General features: G+C 70.0%; 15 protein-coding genes. 11 read left to right on the plus strand and 4 right to left on the minus strand.

Annotated elements, in window-relative coordinates:
• Positions 1–5 precede the first annotated feature (5 nt).
• From nuoL to nuoN, 3 genes are read left to right on the plus strand one after another with little or no spacing between them, the layout of a single operon-like run.
• Positions 6–1,946: an NADH-quinone oxidoreductase subunit L gene (gene nuoL, locus P3G67_RS29020; protein ID WP_276096125.1), complete on the plus strand. Its 1,941-nt coding sequence runs from the start codon at positions 6–8 to the stop codon at positions 1,944–1,946.
• Between the two features lie 5 nt (positions 1,947–1,951).
• Positions 1,952–3,577, plus strand: coding sequence for an NADH-quinone oxidoreductase subunit M (locus P3G67_RS29025; protein ID WP_276096126.1), 1,626 nt, complete (start codon positions 1,952–1,954; stop codon positions 3,575–3,577).
• Positions 3,574–5,226 carry an NADH-quinone oxidoreductase subunit NuoN gene (gene nuoN / locus P3G67_RS29030; protein WP_269853793.1) on the plus strand — a complete coding sequence of 551 codons (1,653 nt, stop codon included), beginning with the start codon at positions 3,574–3,576 and terminating at the stop codon, positions 5,224–5,226. The genes P3G67_RS29025 and nuoN overlap by 4 nt, the downstream gene beginning before the upstream one ends.
• Before the next feature lie 60 nt (positions 5,227–5,286).
• Here nuoN and P3G67_RS29035 read toward each other — a convergent pair whose 3' ends face one another.
• The gene (locus P3G67_RS29035; RefSeq protein ID WP_276096127.1) at positions 5,287–5,484 is read right to left on the minus strand and encodes a DUF397 domain-containing protein; all 198 of its coding nucleotides are present in this window, start codon (positions 5,482–5,484) and stop codon (positions 5,287–5,289) included.
• Entirely contained in the window at positions 5,477–6,307 is an 831-nt protein-coding gene (locus P3G67_RS29040; protein WP_276096128.1) for a helix-turn-helix domain-containing protein, read from the minus strand. Before P3G67_RS29040 ends, P3G67_RS29035 begins: the two co-directional genes overlap by 8 nt.
• A gap of 225 nt (positions 6,308–6,532) precedes the next feature.
• Here P3G67_RS29040 and P3G67_RS29045 point away from each other — a divergent pair, with 225 nt between their 5' ends.
• Positions 6,533–6,769 carry a hypothetical protein gene (locus tag P3G67_RS29045; RefSeq protein ID WP_269853790.1) on the plus strand — a complete coding sequence of 79 codons (237 nt, stop codon included), beginning with the start codon at positions 6,533–6,535 and terminating at the stop codon, positions 6,767–6,769.
• Positions 6,759–7,256, plus strand: coding sequence for a hypothetical protein (locus tag P3G67_RS29050; RefSeq protein WP_276096129.1), 498 nt, complete (start codon positions 6,759–6,761; stop codon positions 7,254–7,256). The genes P3G67_RS29045 and P3G67_RS29050 overlap by 11 nt, the downstream gene beginning before the upstream one ends.
• Before the next feature lie 70 nt (positions 7,257–7,326).
• Here the strand turns inward: P3G67_RS29050 and P3G67_RS29055 are convergent, their stop codons facing one another.
• Entirely contained in the window at positions 7,327–7,776 is a 450-nt protein-coding gene (locus tag P3G67_RS29055) for a hypothetical protein (RefSeq protein WP_276096130.1), read from the minus strand.
• 67 nt (positions 7,777–7,843) lie between these two features.
• On the minus strand, positions 7,844–9,646 hold the full coding sequence (locus P3G67_RS29060) for an ABC transporter ATP-binding protein (protein ID WP_276096131.1): 1,803 nt from the start codon (positions 9,644–9,646) through the stop codon (positions 7,844–7,846).
• Positions 9,647–10,251: 605 nt separating this feature from the next.
• Between P3G67_RS29060 and P3G67_RS29065 the strand changes: the two genes are divergently transcribed.
• The 6 genes from P3G67_RS29065 (at position 10,252) to P3G67_RS29090 (ending at position 17,399) form a co-directional block, all read left to right on the plus strand.
• Positions 10,252–11,502, plus strand: coding sequence for a carboxylate--amine ligase (locus P3G67_RS29065; protein ID WP_276096157.1), 1,251 nt, complete (start codon positions 10,252–10,254; stop codon positions 11,500–11,502).
• Positions 11,499–12,701 carry an FAD-dependent oxidoreductase gene (locus P3G67_RS29070; protein WP_276096132.1) on the plus strand — a complete coding sequence of 401 codons (1,203 nt, stop codon included), beginning with the start codon at positions 11,499–11,501 and terminating at the stop codon, positions 12,699–12,701. The genes P3G67_RS29065 and P3G67_RS29070 overlap by 4 nt, the downstream gene beginning before the upstream one ends.
• Before the next feature lie 362 nt (positions 12,702–13,063).
• Complete coding sequence (locus P3G67_RS29075; protein WP_276096133.1) at positions 13,064–14,083, plus strand: polyprenyl synthetase family protein; 1,020 nt, start codon at positions 13,064–13,066, stop codon at positions 14,081–14,083.
• A 205-nt stretch (positions 14,084–14,288) separates the two neighbouring features.
• Complete coding sequence (locus P3G67_RS29080) at positions 14,289–15,545, plus strand: LolA family protein (RefSeq protein WP_276096134.1); 1,257 nt, start codon at positions 14,289–14,291, stop codon at positions 15,543–15,545.
• Between the two features lie 35 nt (positions 15,546–15,580).
• The gene (locus tag P3G67_RS29085; protein WP_276096158.1) at positions 15,581–16,555 is read left to right on the plus strand and encodes an ABC transporter ATP-binding protein; all 975 of its coding nucleotides are present in this window, start codon (positions 15,581–15,583) and stop codon (positions 16,553–16,555) included.
• Positions 16,542–17,399, plus strand: coding sequence for an ABC transporter permease (locus P3G67_RS29090; RefSeq protein ID WP_276096135.1), 858 nt, complete (start codon positions 16,542–16,544; stop codon positions 17,397–17,399). Before P3G67_RS29085 ends, P3G67_RS29090 begins: the two co-directional genes overlap by 14 nt.
• Positions 17,400–17,482: the final 83 nt, after the last annotated feature.

Here is a 17,482-nt window from a genome sequence, read left to right on the forward strand (position 1 = left end):
TTGACGTGGATCACCTCATCGGAGCCCTCATCGGGGCTCCACTTCTCGGCGCGGGCGTACTGCTCGTCGGAGGGCGTCGGCTCGATCGGGTAGGCCACTGGATCGGCTGCCTGCTGGCCGCGGTCTCCTTCGCGCTCGGCGCGGCGCTGTTCGTCCACATGCTGGGCAGGCCCACCGGCCAGCGCACCCTCACCTCGCACCTGTTCAGCTGGGTGCCGGTCGGTGGCTTCCGGGCGGACGTCGCCTTCCAACTGGACCAGCTCTCCATGACGTTCGTGCTGCTGATCACCGGTGTGGGCACGCTGATCCACATCTATTCGGTCGGCTACATGGCACACGACGAGAACCGCCGCCGCTTCTTCGGCTACCTCAACCTCTTCCTGGCGGCGATGCTGCTGCTGGTGCTCGCCGACAACTACCTGCTGCTGTACGTGGGTTGGGAGGGGGTCGGTCTCGCCTCGTACCTGCTGATCGGCTTCTGGCAGCACAAGCCGAGCGCGGCGACCGCGGCGAAGAAGGCGTTCATCGTCAACCGGGTCGGCGACATGGGTCTGTCGATCGCGATCATGGTGCTGTTCACCACGTTCGGCACCTTCTCCTTCGCCCCGGTGTTCTCCCACGCCGCCAGCGCCAGCCAGGCCAAGCTCACCGTCGTCGGCCTGCTGCTGCTGCTCGGCGCGTGCGGCAAGTCGGCCCAGGTGCCACTGCAGTCCTGGCTCGGGGACGCGATGGAGGGCCCGACGCCGGTCTCGGCGCTGATCCACGCGGCGACCATGGTCACCGCGGGCGTCTACCTGGTGACCCGCTCCGGCGCCATCTTCAACGCGGCGCCCACGGCACAGCTCGCGGTCTGCGTGGTCGGCGCGGTCACGTTGATGTTCGGTGCGATCGTCGGTTGCGCCAAGGACGACATCAAGAAGGCGCTGGCCGGATCGACCATGTCGCAGATCGGCTACATGATGCTGGCCGCCGGACTCGGCCCGATCGGCTACGTCTTCGCCATCATGCACCTGGTCACCCACGGCTTCTTCAAGGCGGGCCTGTTCCTCGGCGCCGGTTCCGTGATGCACGCGATGAACGACGAGGTCGACATGCGCAGGTACGGCGGGCTGCGCAAGTACATGCCGATCACCTATGTCACCTTCGGCCTCGGCTACCTGGCGATCATCGGCTTCCCCGGACTGTCCGGCTTCTGGTCCAAGGACAAGATCATCGAGGCGGCGTTCGCCAAGGGCGGCACCGAGGGCTGGATCCTCGGCGGGGTCGCGCTGCTGGGCGCGGGCATCACCGCGTACTACATGACCCGGGTCATGGTGATGACGTTCTTCGGCGAACCGCGGTGGCAGCCCGCGCCCGACCCGGACAAGGCGCCCAGCGTCGAGCCGGGCATCGAGGTGCACCCGGGAGAGCTGCCGCATCCCCACGAGTCCCCGAAGTCCATGACCATCCCCATGGTCGTCCTCGCCGTCGGCTCGGTGCTCGCAGGTGGGCTGTTCAGCATCAACTCGGCGTTCCTGAAGTGGCTTGAGCCGGTGACCGGGCACAGCGAGGGGCACTCGCCGGTCTCCACCTGGGAGGTCACCGCGGCCACCCTGGTGGTGCTGGCCGTCGGTGCCGCGCTGGCCTGGGCGCAGTACGGGCGGGCGCCGGTGCCGGTCACCGCGCCGCGCGGTTCGCTGCTCACCCGGGCGGCGCGGCGCGATCTGCTCCAGGACGACTTCAACCACGTCGTGCTGGTGCGCGGCGGTGAACACCTCACCCGCAGCCTGGTCTACCTCGACCACTCGCTGGTGGACGGCGCGGTCAACGGCACGGCCGCCTCGGTCGGCGGACTGTCGGCCCGGCTGCGCCAGGTGCAGAACGGCTACGTCCGGTCGTACGCGGTCTCGATGCTCGGTGGTACGGCGGTCGTGATTGCCGCGACCCTGCTGATGAGGGCGGTCTGATAGCCATGGCGTTTCCCCTGCTCACCGTGACCGCCGCGGTCCCCGCGGTCGGCGCGATCGCCACCGCCGCGGTACCGGCCGGGCGGCGCACCGCCGCCAAGTGGCTGGCGCTCGGCTTCTCGCTGGCCACCCTGGTGCTGGCGGCGGTGGACGCGGCCCGGTTCACGCCGGGCGGCGCCCGCTACCAACTCACCGAATCGCACGCGTGGATCGCGGACTTCGGGGTCCGCTACGAACTCGGTGTGGACGGCATCGCCGTGGTGCTGGTGCTGTTGGCGGCGGTGCTCGTACCGTTCGTGATGCTGGCGGGCTGGCATGACGCCGACGTGCTGGACGGACACACCCCGAACCGCAACTGGCGCCCCACACAGGGGTTCTTCGCGCTGATCCTGCTGGTCGAGGCGATGGTGGTGATCTCGTTCGAGTCCACCGACGTCTTCCTCTTCTACATCTTCTTCGAAGCCATGCTGATCCCGATGTACTTCCTCATCGGCGGCTTCGGGGACCGCGCGGGGGCGAAGGGCGAGGACGAACAGGCCAAACAACGCTCCTACGCGGCGGTGAAGTTCCTGCTCTACAACCTGGTAGGCGGGCTGATCATGCTGGCCGCGGTGATCGGACTGTACGCGGTCACCGCACACCAACTCGGCGGCCACGGCACGTTCTCGCTGCCGCAGATCCTCCAGGCGCGGGCCAGCGGCCAACTCCGGCTGTCCACCACCGCCGAGCGGTGGATCTTCCTCGGCTTCTTCTTCGCCTTCGCCGTCAAGGCGCCGCTGTGGCCGCTGCACACCTGGCTGCCCAACGCGATGGGCGAATCCACCGCTCCGGTCGCCGTGCTGCTGACCGCGGTGGTCGACAAGGTCGGCACCTTCGCGATGCTGCGGTACTGCATCCAGCTGTTCCCCGAGGCGTCGAAGTGGGCGACCCCGGTGATCCTGGTGCTGTCGGTGATCGGGATCATCTACGGTGCGCTGCTCGCCGTGGGCCAGCGGGACATCAAGCGGCTGATCGCCTACGCGTCCATCTCACACTTCGGCTTCATCATCCTGGGCATCTTCGCGATGACCTCCCAGGGCCAGGGCGGCGCCACCCTCTACATGGTCAACCACGGCATCTCCACGGCCGCGTTGCTGCTGGTCGCGGGCTTCCTGATCACCCGGCGCGGTTCGCGGTTGATCTCCGACTTCGGCGGGGTGCAGAAGGTGGCCCCGCTGCTGGCGGGCACGTTCCTGGTGGGCGGCCTGGCCACCCTCTCCCTGCCCGGACTCGCGCCGTTCGTCAGCGAGTTCCTGGTGCTGGTGGGCACCTTCAGCCGCTATCCGGCGGCCGGGGTGATCGCCACGCTGGGCATCGTGCTGGCGGCGCTGTACGTGCTGGTGCTCTACCAGCGCACCATGACCGGCCCGGTGAAGGCGGGCATCGAGGGCATGAAGGACCTCAAGGCGCGTGAACTGGCCGTGGTGGCACCGCTGATCGCGTTGCTGGTCCTCCTCGGGGTCTATCCGAAACCGGTCACCGACCTGATCAACCCGGCGGTCAAGGACACCCTCTCCGACGTCCACCGGACCGATCCCGCGCCGCAGATCAACGCGTCGCTCACCGCCGCAGCGAAGGAGACCGCGAAGTGACGGGTGTCATCCACAGCCTGTGGACAACGGCGGCGGATCCCGCGCTGCCGTTGGACCGGATCCCGACCCCGAAGATCGAGTACGCCCAGCTCTCACCGGTGCTGATCGTCTTCGGTGCGGCGGTCCTCGGCGTCCTGGTCGAGGCCCTGCTGCCCCGACGCAGCCGCTACATCGCGCAGTTGGGCGTCTCGGTGGTCGGGCTCGCCGCGGCGTTCGCGGCGATCGTCGCCCTGGCCGCCGACGGCTACGCCAGCACCAAGTCGCACATCGCGGCGATGGGGGCGGTCGCGGTGGACGGTCCAGCGCTGTTCCTCCAGGGCACCATCGTGCTGGTGGCACTGGTCGCCGCGTTCACCTTCGCGGAGCGCCGGCTCGATCCGCTGGCGCACGGCCGACGGGTGGACTCCTTCGCCGCCCAGGGCTCCACGGTGCCCGGCAGTGAGCAGGAGAAGCGTGCGGTACGGGCCGGGTTCACCACCACCGAGGTCTTCCCGCTGCTGCTGTTCGCGGTGGGCGGCATGATGATCTTCCCTGCCGCGAACGACCTGTTGACCCTGTTCGTCTCGCTTGAGGTGTTCTCCCTGCCGCTGTACCTGCTGTGCGCGCTGGCCCGGCGGCACCGTCTGCTCTCCCAGGAGTCGGCGGTCAAGTACTTCCTGCTGGGCGCGTTCTCCTCGGCCATCCTGCTGTTCGGCGTGGCGCTGCTGTACGGGTACGCCGGGACCATCTCGTACGGCGGGATCGCGGACGTGGTCAACGGCACGGCCAGGATGACCCCGGCGCTGGCCAACACCACGGCGAACGACGCCCTGTTGCTGATCGGCGGTTCGATGGTGGTGGTGGGCCTGCTGTTCAAGGTGGCGGCGGTGCCGTTCCACATGTGGACGCCGGACGTCTACCAGGGCGCGCCGACCCCGGTGACCGGCTTCATGGCCGCCGCCACGAAGGTCGCCGCGTTCGGCGCGCTGCTGCGGCTGCTGTACGTGGTGCTGCCGGGGCTGCGCTGGGACTGGCGGCCGGTGATGTGGGGGGTGGCCATCGCGACGATGGTCATCGGCGCGGTGGTCGCGGTGACCCAGACGGACGTGAAGCGGCTGCTGGCGTACTCGTCCATCGCCCACGCCGGCTTCATCCTCGCGGGCGTGATCGCGGTCTCGCCGGACGGTGTCTCCTCGGTGCTGTTCTACCTGGCCGCGTACTCGTTCGTGACGCTGGGCGCCTTCGCGGTGGTGACGCTAGTACGGGACGCGGGCGGCGAGGCGACCCACCTGTCCCGGTGGGCCGGTCTGGGCCGCCGCTCCCCGTTGGTGGCCGCGGTCTTCGCGGTGTTCCTGCTGGCCTTCGCGGGCATCCCGCTGACGTCCGGCTTCGCCGGTAAGTTCGCGGTGTTCAAGGCGGCGGCGCAGGCGGGTGCGGTACCGCTGGTGATCATCGGTGTGATCTCGTCGGCGGTCGCCGCGTTCTTCTACATCAGGGTCATCGTCCTGATGTTCTTCAGCGAACCGCAGCCGGGCGGACCCTCGGTGGCCGTGCCGAGCCCCCTGACCATCACGGCCATCACGGTGGGCGCTGCGGTGACGCTCGTGCTGGGCGTGGCGCCGCAGTACTTCCTGGACCTGGCGGGGAAGGCCAGCGTCTTCGTGCGGTAGGTGTAAACGGCCCGCGTCTCGCCGACAGAAGCCCCCGCAAGCGGGGGCTTCTGTGCGGTGTCAGGCGATTTCGTCGTCCTTGACGGCCTGGACGAAGGAGAACCAGGCGTCAGCGCTGAACCTGAGTGCTGGCCCGTGAGGGTCCTTGGAGTCACGCACATAGGCTGAGCCTGTCGTCGCGGCTATCTCAACGCAGTTGCCGGCACCGTTGCTGTATGTGCTCTTGAACCAGGCCAGGCCATCCGCAACTTCACGCATCGTTGTGCTCCTCTGCAATTCGATTCACCAGCGCAACCGACCGGTCCGGCGGAAGCGCCGCTCTCTTGAGTCGCCCGAAGATGTCTTTATGACGGCTTACGTCAGAGTCTTTGTCCATGTAAGTCGCGCTGGTGGCGCCCTCCGAGTACACGATGCTCATCGGCAGGCTAGCGAAGGACATGATGGAGAAGCTGTACCCCATGCTGGCATGCGCGCCAGCGTCGAACGGGAGGACCTGCACGGTGACGTTGGGGGACGTATCCGCAACGGTCACCAGATGAGCGAGTTGCCTGCGCATGGTCGCCGAGGATCTGACGACTCTGCGGATCGTTGACTCGTTCAGGACTGCCCAGATCAGGGGCGGGGTGTTGCCCGTCAGGATCTCTTGCCGTTGCAGACGAGCGGCGGTGCGGCGCTCGGCGTCTTCCGCGTTGAGTTCCGGGCTCATAGCGCGGATGACCTCTCGCGCGTACTCCTCGGTCTGTAGCAGGCCTGGGATCAACTCGGCCTCGTACGTCTCAATTACTGACGCATCGGCTTCAAATCCCACGTATGCGCGAAACCAGTTCGGCAGAGCGTCGCCGTAGGAGTGCCACCAGCCTTGCTGGCGACTCTGTCGGGCCAGCGCGGTGATCTGACGGACCTCAGCGGCATCCGTGACGCCGTACAGCGCCAGAAGCGGCGGCACATCAACTTCGGCGAGTGGGCTCTCGCCCTTCTCGATCCGGCTCACCTTCGAGTGAGACCAGCCCAGACGTGCGGCAACCTGGTGGCCCGTCAGCTTGCTCGCTTCGCGAAGCTTGCGCAGTTCGATACCGAGCACGAACCGAAGCACTGTTGGGCTGCTCAACTGGCGATCCCCTATCTCCCCTACGGATGCGCTCCCATCCCCAGTCTCCCACCTAGTCGCGTTCCAACTCGCGTCACTCGTTAGTGCACTTGCTTCATTCATGCACTTGCATGGCGCGCGTTGAGGGCGCATCCTACGAGCAACTGGACGCGCAATGTGTGCAGTTGATCACTCCATGCCATCGGGTTGGGGGCACGTATGTCCACAGACGCGCATACACCTGACGCCGCCGAGGCGGCTGTCGCGGCCAAGCGGGCGTTGCGTGAGGCCATCGCCATGACCGGCATCCAGGCCCCGGCCTTGTTCCAGGTCCTCAGCGGCAGGGGATCACGGTTCGAGCTGGGCGGCCTGGACGTCGCGGCGGCGGCCCAGTTGGCGAAATGGATCGAGGCTCGCGCCAAGTGCCCGTGCTGGGAGGGCGTCAGTGGCCAGTGATCGCCTGTACACGCTGATGCGCAACGGCGTGCCGGAAATCGAGTTCGTCGCGGCCAGAGATGCCGTCATCGGCATGGCCAAAGCCATCAGGGTGCTGCGGATGACGGCCGACGAGCGCCGCTCCTGGCGGGGGTGGTACACGTGGTGCAACTACCGGGCGGCGGTGCTGAGTCTGCACCGGGGAGACGAATTCGTATTCGGCGTCCGTAGCAACGGCAAGCACGTGACGTTCCGGATCACGCCTCCTACCGATCGGAAGCGTGTGGTGAGGTCCCGCTACTCCCAACACCATTGTGACCGCTGCCACGACCTGATGGACCTCGCTGCCCTCAGTCGCAGGCGTCGCGTGCTGGTTGACGAGTTGGGCGATGCCGAACGGGTCACGGATGTGGTCTGCACTGACGGGTCGGCCTGTGAGGCCCGCAGACGCCAGAAGGCGCGCGTAGCAGCGAGTGGTAAGGCTCAATGGGCTGTCGCCCGGCGCTGATCCGGCCGCTCCCCGGTTCGCAGCCGCCCGCGCGACACCCGAGGCGCGCGGGCGGTCCTTGCCGCAGGACTTACTGCTTCAGCTTGTCGATGCTGGGGATGATCGGCTTGGTCGCCGTGCGGCTGAACGTGTCCGTGCTGGAACCCCAGTTGACGGAGAGCGTCTTGCCGTCCGAGCCGGGCGTCACCACGCCATTGGCGTGATCGGTGCTGTGGTCCGCGCACTTGAGGTGCAGCAGCGTCTGCCCTCCGACCACCACGGTGGCGCCCGCGCACACCGTCTTGCCCGCGATGGCCGCCTTGTCGCCGACGACGGTGAGCGACTTCACGCCGTCCGCGTTGTCCCCGGCCCACGTCCCGTCAAGCCTGACCACCGGCGCGCTGGCGGACGGCGCGGCCTGGGACGCGGTCGCCGAAGGCGTGGCGTCCGACTGCTTGCCGTCGTTCTTGCTGCTGCCGCACCCACTCACCAGCACGGCGGCCACAATCGCCGCCCCCGTGATCCGCGCTGCGTTGCGCACGTCCTTCTCCTCCACTGTCGATCAGGACACGACAAGGTAGCAGCGACCGCCGCCACCTGTGTGCCGATCAGCGTCCCGCTCGCGCCGCCGGACCGTCGTAGCACCCCGTACGACGTCCGGCTGGTGGGGAGTCCGCCGGTGTTCCGTCGGCGTTGAGCCGGAGCACCGCGTCGGCCAGTGCGGCCAGTTCGGGGGCGTGGGTGATCAGTACCGTCGTGCGGCCCGCCATCAGGCGGCGCAGTGGCCCGAAGACGCGGAGCGCCGCCGCGTGGTCGAGGCCCGCGGTGGGCTCGTCCAGTACCAGCACCGGCGTGGCCCGCAGGAAGGCGCGGGCGATGGTGACGCGGCGGATCTGGCCGCCGGAGAGCTGGAGGCCGTGCTCGCCCAGTACCGAGTGGTAGCCGTCCGGCAGGGCGCTGATGAATTCGTCCGCGTCGGCGTCCCTGGCGGCCTGGACGATCTCGTCGTCGGTGGCGTCCGGGCGGCCGTAGGCGATGTTGTCGCGGATGGACGCGGAGAACAACTGCGAGGCCTGCGGCAGCAGCGTCACCGCCTGCCGCACGGACACCAGCGTCGCGTCCCGCAGGTCGACGCCGTCCAGGAGCACCGCGCCCGCGTCCGGATCCATGAACCGCACCAACAGCTTGGCCAGCGTCGACTTGCCCGCCCCGCTCGGCCCCGTCACGGCGAGCACCCCACCCGGCGCCACCCGGAACGTCACGTCCCGCAGCACCGGCGCCCCGTCCCCCGTGGTGTACGACGCCCGCACCCCGGTACAGCTCAGCTCGCCCCGCACCGCGCGCAACGGTGCCGCCGCCGGGCGGTCGTTGACGGGGGAGCGCAGCCGGGTCAGGTCGATGATCCGTTCCGCGCCTGCGCTCGCCGCGCCGAACGCCGTTGCCAGCCCGGACAGTTGCTGGATGGGACCGAACAACTGGGTGAGGAACGCGGCGAAGGCGAGCAGTCCGCCCACGGTGAGCGCGCCCCGGCTGAGTTCGAAGGCACCGAGCCCGACCACGGTGAGGCCGCCGAGGACCTCCAGCACGTCCAGTACCGCCGGGTACGCGGCGGCCACCCGAGCGGTGGCCAGTTCGGCCCGCAGCAGCGCCTCGCCCTCCCGGCGGATCCGGCCGATCTCGCGCCGCTGCTGGTTGTAGGCGTGCGCCACGGACGCGTTGGCGAGGCTCTCCTCAAGCACCGCGGTGACCCGGCCGTCGCGCCGCCTCGCCTCCCGGGACAGCCGCTGCACCCGGCCGCCGAAGTGCCGTGCGCTGAGCCAGAACACCGGGCTGACCACGAACACCGCGAGCGCGAGGGGCCAGCTCAGGAAGAGTGCCGCGGTGGCGAAGAACACCAGGCTGATCAGCGCCGAGGCCACGTCGATCACCCCGGAGGCGACGAAGGACTCGACGCGTTCGATGTCGGAGGTCAGCCGGGCCAGTACGTCGCCGTGCCAGCGGGTGCGCAGCGTGTCCGGCGGCAGGGTGTGCAGATGGGCCACGCACGCGGTGCGCAGCCGCAGGATGAAACGTTCCGCGACCCAGGTCGCGGTGTAGTCGCCGAGGAAGGTCAGCAGCCCGGTCAGCGCGGCCACGGCGGCCATCCATCCGGCCAGCGGCCAGAACGCGGCGAACCGCCTGGGCACCAGCACCTGGTCGATCAGGTCCTTGAACAGCCAGACGGTGACCACCTCACCGCCCGCCCCCGCGGCGAGCAGCGCCGTAGCGGCCAGCAGCCAGCGGCGGTCCGTGCGTACCCAGGGCCAGAAGCGGCGGAAGACCTCGCGCGGCGAGACCGCGGGGGCCGGCGCCACCAGCGGGTCGTCCGCGGTGGCCGGTGTGGTGACGGACCGTTTCCGTGCGGTGTCCAACCCGGTCGCCTCCTCAGCCGCGTCCGGTCACGGGCTACGCGGGGGTGGCTGCGCGCCGCCACCCCCGCGGTGAGGAACCCCTCGCGGCGCGGTCAGTAGTACCAGCCGCCGCCTCCGCAGCGCCGGCCACGACCGTGGTGGCGCCCTCGGTGGTCGAACCTGCGGTGGCCGTCGTCACCGTGCCGCCGCCCGAACCGTCCGAAGATGCTCATGATGACCTCCCTCCTACGCTCGGCGGGACAGTTGTGCCCCCGCCCCGGAGATCCACGGGCACGGGTGCGCCCATGGTCCGGAGGGTGCACTTGGGCATACGGAAACCACCCAAAGCGTGTTCAATCCGCCCAAAGTTCCTTCTCGAACGTTTATCGGTGAACAGCCAACCGGAGGGCGGGGACGGACAGTTCCCCGGTGGTTCTACGCGCGTGTGCCGGGTTGCTGGGCCTATGTCCGGTCATGCTGGTACTCGGCGGAATGATCTCTAAAGGCATCGCAATATCCCGAAACTGGTTGCCGCGAGGGTGAATTCGCCAGTAGCGTCCTGACGGGTCGCCACGGTGGGGGAGCACGCCCTTACTCTGCGTGGCCAGGGGGGATAAGTGGCGAGCATGCCGTTGTTCGCGCTGGACAGGTCCGTCCCGGGCCTCATCGTCAAAATCGGCAACTATCCACTGCACCACGGGGGCGTTGGAGCCATCCGGAGCCTCGGCAGGCTTGGCGTACCGATGTACGCCATAACCGAGGACCGGTTCACCCCGGCAGCGTCCTCGCGTTATCTCACCAAGGGGTTCGTCTGGCCGACCACCGGCCTGGAACGCCCGGACCGGCTGGTCGAGGGGCTGCGGCGGATCGGACGCCGGATCGGCAGGCCCACCGTGCTGCTGCCGACCGACGAGGAGGCGGCGGTACTGATCGCGGAGCACGCCGACGCGCTGGGCGATCAGTTCCTCCTCCCGCGCACCGACCCGCGGCTGCCCCGGCGGCTCGCCAGCAAGCAGGGGCTCTACGAACTGTGCGTCACCCACGGGGTACCGGCGCCGAAGTCCGCCTTCCCCGACTCGTACGCCGACATCGAGGAGTTCGCCGCCACCGCGCGGTTCCCCGTGGTGGCCAAGAACCGGGAGGCCTTCGAGCGCCGCCGGTCCCCCGCGGTGCCCGGCACCACCCGGATCGCCGGGCCGGGCGAGCTGCTGACACTGGCCCGCGGCTGGGGCGAACGGCCCGGGGTCATCCTCCAGGAGTACCTGCCGCGCGAGGAGGCCGAGGACTGGATCGTGCACGCCTACGTGGACGCGGACCACGCCGCGCGCACCCTGTTCACCGGGGTCAAGGTGCGCTCCTGGCCCCCGCACGCGGGCATGACGGCATGCGCGTACGCGGTGCCCAACCCGGAACTGACCACGTTGGCCGGTGAGTTCATAAAGCACATCGGCTTCTCGGGCATCGTCGACCTGGACTGGCGCTACGACCGCCGCGACGGGCGGTACAAGCTGCTGGACTTCAACCCCCGGATGGGCGCGCAGTTCCGCCTGTTCGAGAACACCGCCGGGATCGACGTGGTCCGGGCCCAGCACCTGGACCTGACCGGACAGCGGGTGCCGGAGGGCGAGCAGCTCAACGGGCGGCGGTTCACGGTCGAGAACATCGACCTGCCCGCGATGCTCGTCTACCGGCGCAGCGGCTACACCACGCCGCACGCACCGCGCCGGGCGCACGGCACGGAACTGGCCTGGCTGGCACCCGACGACATCAAGCCCTTCTTCACCATGCTCGCCCGCTTCGTGCGGCCGGGCGTGAAGCACCTGTTCCAGATGTGGCAGGGCCGTAGAACGACCGTTTCCGGGAGGGATCAGATATGAAGCCTGTGGTGGTGATCGGTGCCGGGCCGTACGGCTTGTCAACCGCCGCGCACCTGAAGGGGCGCGGCGTCACGGTACGGGTCTTCGGTACCCCGCTGTCGAACTGGACGGACACCATGCCGGCCCGCATGGTGCTCAAATCGACCCCGAGCGCGTCGACCATCTCGGCGCCGCACCCCGGCCACACCATCCAGGACTTCTGCGACGCGGTGGGGGAGCCGCGGCTGGTCACCGAGCGAGACCTGGTCACCCTGGACTTCTTCGTGCGCTACGGGAGGTGGTTCCAGGAGCGGCTGGTGCCCGAGGTGGAACGGGTCCAGGTGGTCTCGGTGGACCGGGGGGCCGGTGAGTTCCGGCTGAAGCTGGACTCCGGCGAGGAACTGGCGGCGAGCGCGGTGGTGGTGGCCAGCGGGCTGAGCGGGTTCGCACACGTGCCGTCGCTGCTGCGCGGGGTGACACCGGACGGGCCGTCGGCGACCGGACCGGTCTCGCACAGCTCGCAGCACACCGACTTCGCGCGGTTCGCCGACCGCGAGGTGCTGGTGGTCGGCGCCGGGCAGTCCGCGCTGGAGAGCGCGGCGCTGCTGCACGAGGCGGGCGCGTCGGTACGGGTGGTGGCGCGGCGCACCGGGGCGGTGGGGTTCGGCGCGCCGCCGCGCGACGGCCTGCAGTGGAAGCCGGACTCGCCGGTCGGCCGGGCCTGGTCGCTGTACGCGTTCAGCAATGTGCCGGGGCCGGCGGCGTTCCGCTATCTGCCGGAGCAGAGCAGGCTGTGGCTGGTGCGGAAGGTGCTGGGGCCGCGTGGCGCGTGGTGGCTGAAGGAACGGGTCGCGGGGCGGGTTCCGGTGCTGCAGGGCAGAGTGCTCACCGGGGCACGGGTGGACGACGCGGGGCGCGTCGTGCTGTCGACCAGCGGGCCCGGGGGCCGCGCCGGTCAGCTCGCGGCGGACCATGTGGTGGCGGCCACGGGTTACCGCGTCGACCTCGGCGCGCTCGGGTTCCTCAGCCCTGAGCTGCGCGCCCGGCTGACCCGCAGCGGCGGCTCCCCCTGGCTGGACCGAGGCTTCCAGGCCTCCGTGCCCGGTCTGTACTTCACCGGTCTGCCGTCGGCGGCGACGTTCGGTCCGCTGATGCGGTTCGTGTGCGGTACGTCGTTCGCTTCGCCCCGGGTGGCGGAGGCGGTTCGGGCGGCGGCGTAGGGCCGGCGCTCGGGGTCGTCCGTTCGCGCCGCGACGGCGACGGCGGGTCACCGCGATGGCGCGGACCGGCGGTCTGGGACGGCCGTAGTGCCCGACGCCCCCAGGGGCTTGGGGGCTTGCCCCCCAAGTGACGAAACCCCTGCCAGGGCGTGGAATGGCGTGAAGTGTGCGGTGGGGAAGCGGGTTCCGCGTAGGGGACGGAAAAGGGCGGGAGGAGGGCAAAGGCGTCGCAGACGCAGGTCATCGGCCACGGCCACATGGCGGCGAACCGGACCAGCCCATGGTGATCCACAGGCGACCGGATACGCTGCAACCAATGGCACTGAGGCCACGTGACCGAATCAGCGACAGGAGTTCCCCTCGTGACCGTCGTCGGGCCCTTCGGGCTGAGCGTGCGCGACCAGGTCCTCGACACCGACATCCGCGCGGGTCTTGCGGATGTCGAGGAGGGCCTGCTGGAAGCCACCAAGAGCGACGTACCGTTCATCACCGAGGCGGCACAGCATCTGGTGCGGGCGGGCGGCAAGCGGTTCCGACCGCTGCTGGTGCTGCTGGCAGCGCAGTTCGGGGACCCGCACGCGCCGGGTGTGGTCCCGTCCGCGGTGGTCGTGGAACTCACCCATCTCGCCACCCTGTACCACGACGACGTGATGGACGAGGCGAACGTCCGCCGGGGCGTGCCGAGCGCCAACGCCCGGTGGGACAACTCCGTCGCCGTGCTCACCGGTGACTTCCTGTTCGCCCGTGCCTCGCACACCCTGGCCGATCTCGGCCCGGAGGCGGTGCGCATCCAGGCGGAGGCGTTCGAGCGCCTGGTCACCGGTCAGATCCTGGAGACCGCCGGGCCGCGCGACGGGCGTGACCCGATCGAGCACTACCTCGACGTCATCGCCGGGAAGACCGGTTCGCTGGTCGCCGTCTCCACCCGGTTCGGCGCGATGATGTCCGGCGCCCCCGAGTCGGTGGTGGACACCCTCACCCAGTACGGCGAGCGGATGGGCGTGGCGTTCCAGCTGGCCGACGACGTCCTGGACATCGCCAGCGACACCCATGAATCCGGCAAGACGCCGGGCACCGATCTGCGCGAGGGCATCCCGACGCTGCCGGTGCTGCACGTGAGGGACCAGGTGGCGCGGGCCGGCGCCGCGGCGTCGCCGGAGGACCGTCGGCTCGTGGAACTCCTGGACGGCGACCTCAGCGACGACGCGCGGCACGCCGAGGCGTTGCGGCTGTTGCGCGCCCACCCGGCTCTCGAACAGGCGCGCAGGGACACCGTGCGGTACGCCGACGCGGCCCGCGCGGCGCTGGGCCCGCTTCCGGAGAGTGCCGCGAAGCAGGCGCTGGTCGCCCTGTGCGACGCGGTGGTCTACCGGGCGGGCTAGCCGCGGGACTGTCAGGGTCCGTCATCCCCGGGGCGTACATCTGGTTGATCCCGTGGGCGGATGTGGCGGCACGCCTCTGTTTGGTGGGATTGACAGCACCATCCACAGGGGGCTCGGGTGACAATGGGCCCGAAGGGTGGACGAGTGCGAACGCGGTCCGGCGTGCCAGGAGCCGGGCCGCCGCCAACAACGGAGGTACTAGGCAATGGCACCGATCCAACCGCCGCAGCCCGAACGGGACTTCGGAGGGTACGCAGGGTTCGAGGGGGACGGCGGTGACGGCTTCCCGCGCTCCCGCAAGCTGGTCCGGTACGGCGTGCCGGTCGCCATCGCGGGCGTGGCGGCGGCCACGATCGGCCTGGGCACCGCCCTGGCCAGCACCGGTGGCAGTCCCTCTCTGCCGAACATCACCGCCGAGCAACTGCTGGACAAGATAGCGACGTCCAAGGTCCAGACGGTCTCCGGCTCGGTCCAGGTCACCACCGACCTCGGCCTGCCGCAGGGGCTGGTCGGCGGCGCCATGGGCGGCGCGACCGGCGGTGCCGGACCGTTCGGCCAGCACGGTGGCGGCAAGGGCGGCGACGGCTCGGCCGCCGATCCGCAGGCCAGGCTCACCGAACTGCTCTCGGGTACGCACACGCTGCGGGTGGCGGCCGACGGCCCGGACCGCCAGCGGGTGTCGATCGTCGACAGCACGTCCGAGTACACGGTCGTGCACAACGGCGACCAGATGTGGGCGTACGACAGCGCCAGCAACGCGGTGTACCACCAGACAGCGGACAAGAACGCCAAGCACGGCCCCCGTTCGCACCGGGCCGAGCAGGCCCCCGCCACCCCGCAGGAAGCGGTCAGGCAGGCGCTGAAGAACGTCGGCCCGAGCACCTCGGTCAGCGTGGACGGCACCGCCGAGGTGGCCGGCCAGCAGGCCTACCAGCTGCTGATCAAGCCCAAGCAGGCGGACAGCACCGTCGACTCGATCCGGGTGGCGGTCGACGCGGCCAACGGCGTACCGCTGAAGTTCACCCTCACCCCGAAGGGCGGCGGCGCCGCGGCGGTGGACATCGGCTACACCAAGGTGGACTTCGGCAAGCCCGCCGCCAGCACCTTCGACTTCTCGGTGCCCAAGGGTGCCAAGGTCACCGAGGGCAAGGACAGCGGTGAGAACCAGGGACCCCAGGGCCACGGCGGCCTGTCCGGCCTGAACGTGATCGGCAAGGACTGGAGCTCCGTCGCGGAGCTGAAGTCCGCGAACGGCCAACTGCCCAGCGCCAAGGGCGGCCAGAGCCAGAGTGTCGAGGGTCTGCTCGGCTCCTTCGGCCACCAGGTCAAGGGCGGCTTCGGCACCGGCACGGTCATCAACACCCGGCTGGTCAACGTGCTGATCACCGACAAGGGCGCGGTCTTCGCGGGCGCCGTCAACCAGGACGCGCTGGTCCGGGCAGCCGATTCGGCGGCCGGTTAGTGGAACAGCGGCGCGAAGCGCCTCCGTTGAGTGCGGTGGCGGGCGACGGGCGGGCGGCTGGGCCGCCCGCCCGCCAGGCCGCGATCGCCACTCACGGCCTGACCAAACGGTTCCGTGGCGGGCAGCTCGCCGTCGACGGGCTGGAGTTGACCGTTCCGCGCGGCAGCGTGTTCGGCTTCCTCGGTCCCAACGGCTCGGGGAAGACGACCACGATCCGCATGCTGCTGGGGCTGATCGAGCCCACCTCGGGCGGCGGCTATCTGCTCGGCGAGCCGATGCCGCGGGCCGCTCGCCGGGTGCTGCCCAGGGTCGGCGCGCTGATCGAGGGACCCGCGCTGTATCCGTTCCTCACCGGCCGCGACAACCTCGTACGGTTCGACGCCGCCGATCCGACGGCCGACCCGCGTACCCGAGGGGCGCGGGTGGACGCGGCGCTGGAGCGGGTCGGGCTGGCCGCCGCCGCGGGCAAGAAGGCGCGGGCGTACTCGCTCGGCATGAAGCAGCGCCTTGGCCTGGCCTCGGCGCTGCTCCAGCCGCGTGAACTGCTGGTGCTGGACGAGCCCACCAACGGCCTTGACCCCCAGGGCATGCGGGAGATCCGCGGCCTGGTCAGGGAGTTGGCGGCGGACGGCACCACGGTGTTCCTCTCCTCGCACCTGCTGGACGAGATCGAGCAGGTGTGCACCCACGCCGCGGTGATGTCCCGTGGCCGTCTGATCGTCCAGGGCGCCGTCGCCGAGCTGTCCGCGGGCGTACGCGGCCGGCTGACCGTCACCACCCCCGACCCGGCCGAGGCGGGACGGGTGCTGAAGGAGCACGGGCTGTCCGTGCTGACCGCGGACGGCGACGAGGTCAGCGGTGAACTGCCCGACGACGCACCGGACTTGGCGGTGCTGAACGCGGCGCTGGTGGCCGCCGGGGTCCGGGTGCGCGGCTTCGGCAGGCAGCGGGCCTCGCTGGAGGACGCCTTCGTGGCGCTGACCGGGGAGGGCTTCGATGTCGCTGGCTGAACCGCTGGTCCGCACCCCGAGCCCGCTGTGGACGCTCGGGCTGCTGCGCAGCGAACTGGGTACGGTGTTCCGCCGCTGGCGGACCCTGGTGCTGCTGGGAGTGCTGGCGGCGGTGCCGGTGCTGGTCGGCATCGCGGTCAGACTGCAGACGCACGGCGATCACGGCGGGGGCGGACCGGCGTTCATCGCCGAGGTCACCAACAACGGCCTGTTCCTGGTGTTCACCGCGCTCGCGGTGACGCTGCCGTTCTTCCTGCCGATGGCGATCGGCGTCATCGCGGGCGACGCGATCGCCGGTGAGGCCGGCGCCGGGACGCTGCGCTATCTGCTGGTGGCTCCTGCCGGGCGGACTCGGCTGCTGTTGGTCAAGTACGCCGCGGTGATGGCCTTCTGCCTGGTCGCCACGCTGGTGGTGGCGGCCTCCGCGCTGCTGGTGGGAGCGGTGCTGTTTCCGCTCGGCGATGTCACACTGATCTCCGGGGTCACCGTTTCGTTCTCCGACGGGCTGTTGCGAGCGGCGGTGATCGCGGGGGTGGTCGCCGTGTCGCTGGTCGGCATCGCGGCGCTCGGTCTGTTCATCTCAACGCTGACGGACAGCGGCATCGCCGCCATGGCCAGCACGGTCGGCGTGCTGATCTCCGTGCAGATCATGGATGGCGTGCCGCAACTGCACGCCATCCAGCCGTACTTGTTCTCGCACTACTGGCTGAGCTTCGCGGATCTGCTGCGCACGCCGGTGATGTGGGACGGCCTGGCGAAGAACCTGGAAGTCCAGGCCCTGTACGCGGCGGTCTTCGGCTCCGCCGCGTGGGCGCGGTTCACCACCCGGGACATCACCGCGTGATCCCGGCGCGGGTGCGGCCGGTTGGGCACCGCCGGACCGCCACGTCGTGGTTGCGCGCCGTCGCGGCGGAAGAAGAACATCCG

Source organism: Streptomyces silvisoli, assembly GCF_029269905.1.
GTDB lineage: Bacteria > Actinomycetota > Actinomycetes > Streptomycetales > Streptomycetaceae > Streptantibioticus_A > Streptantibioticus_A silvisoli_A.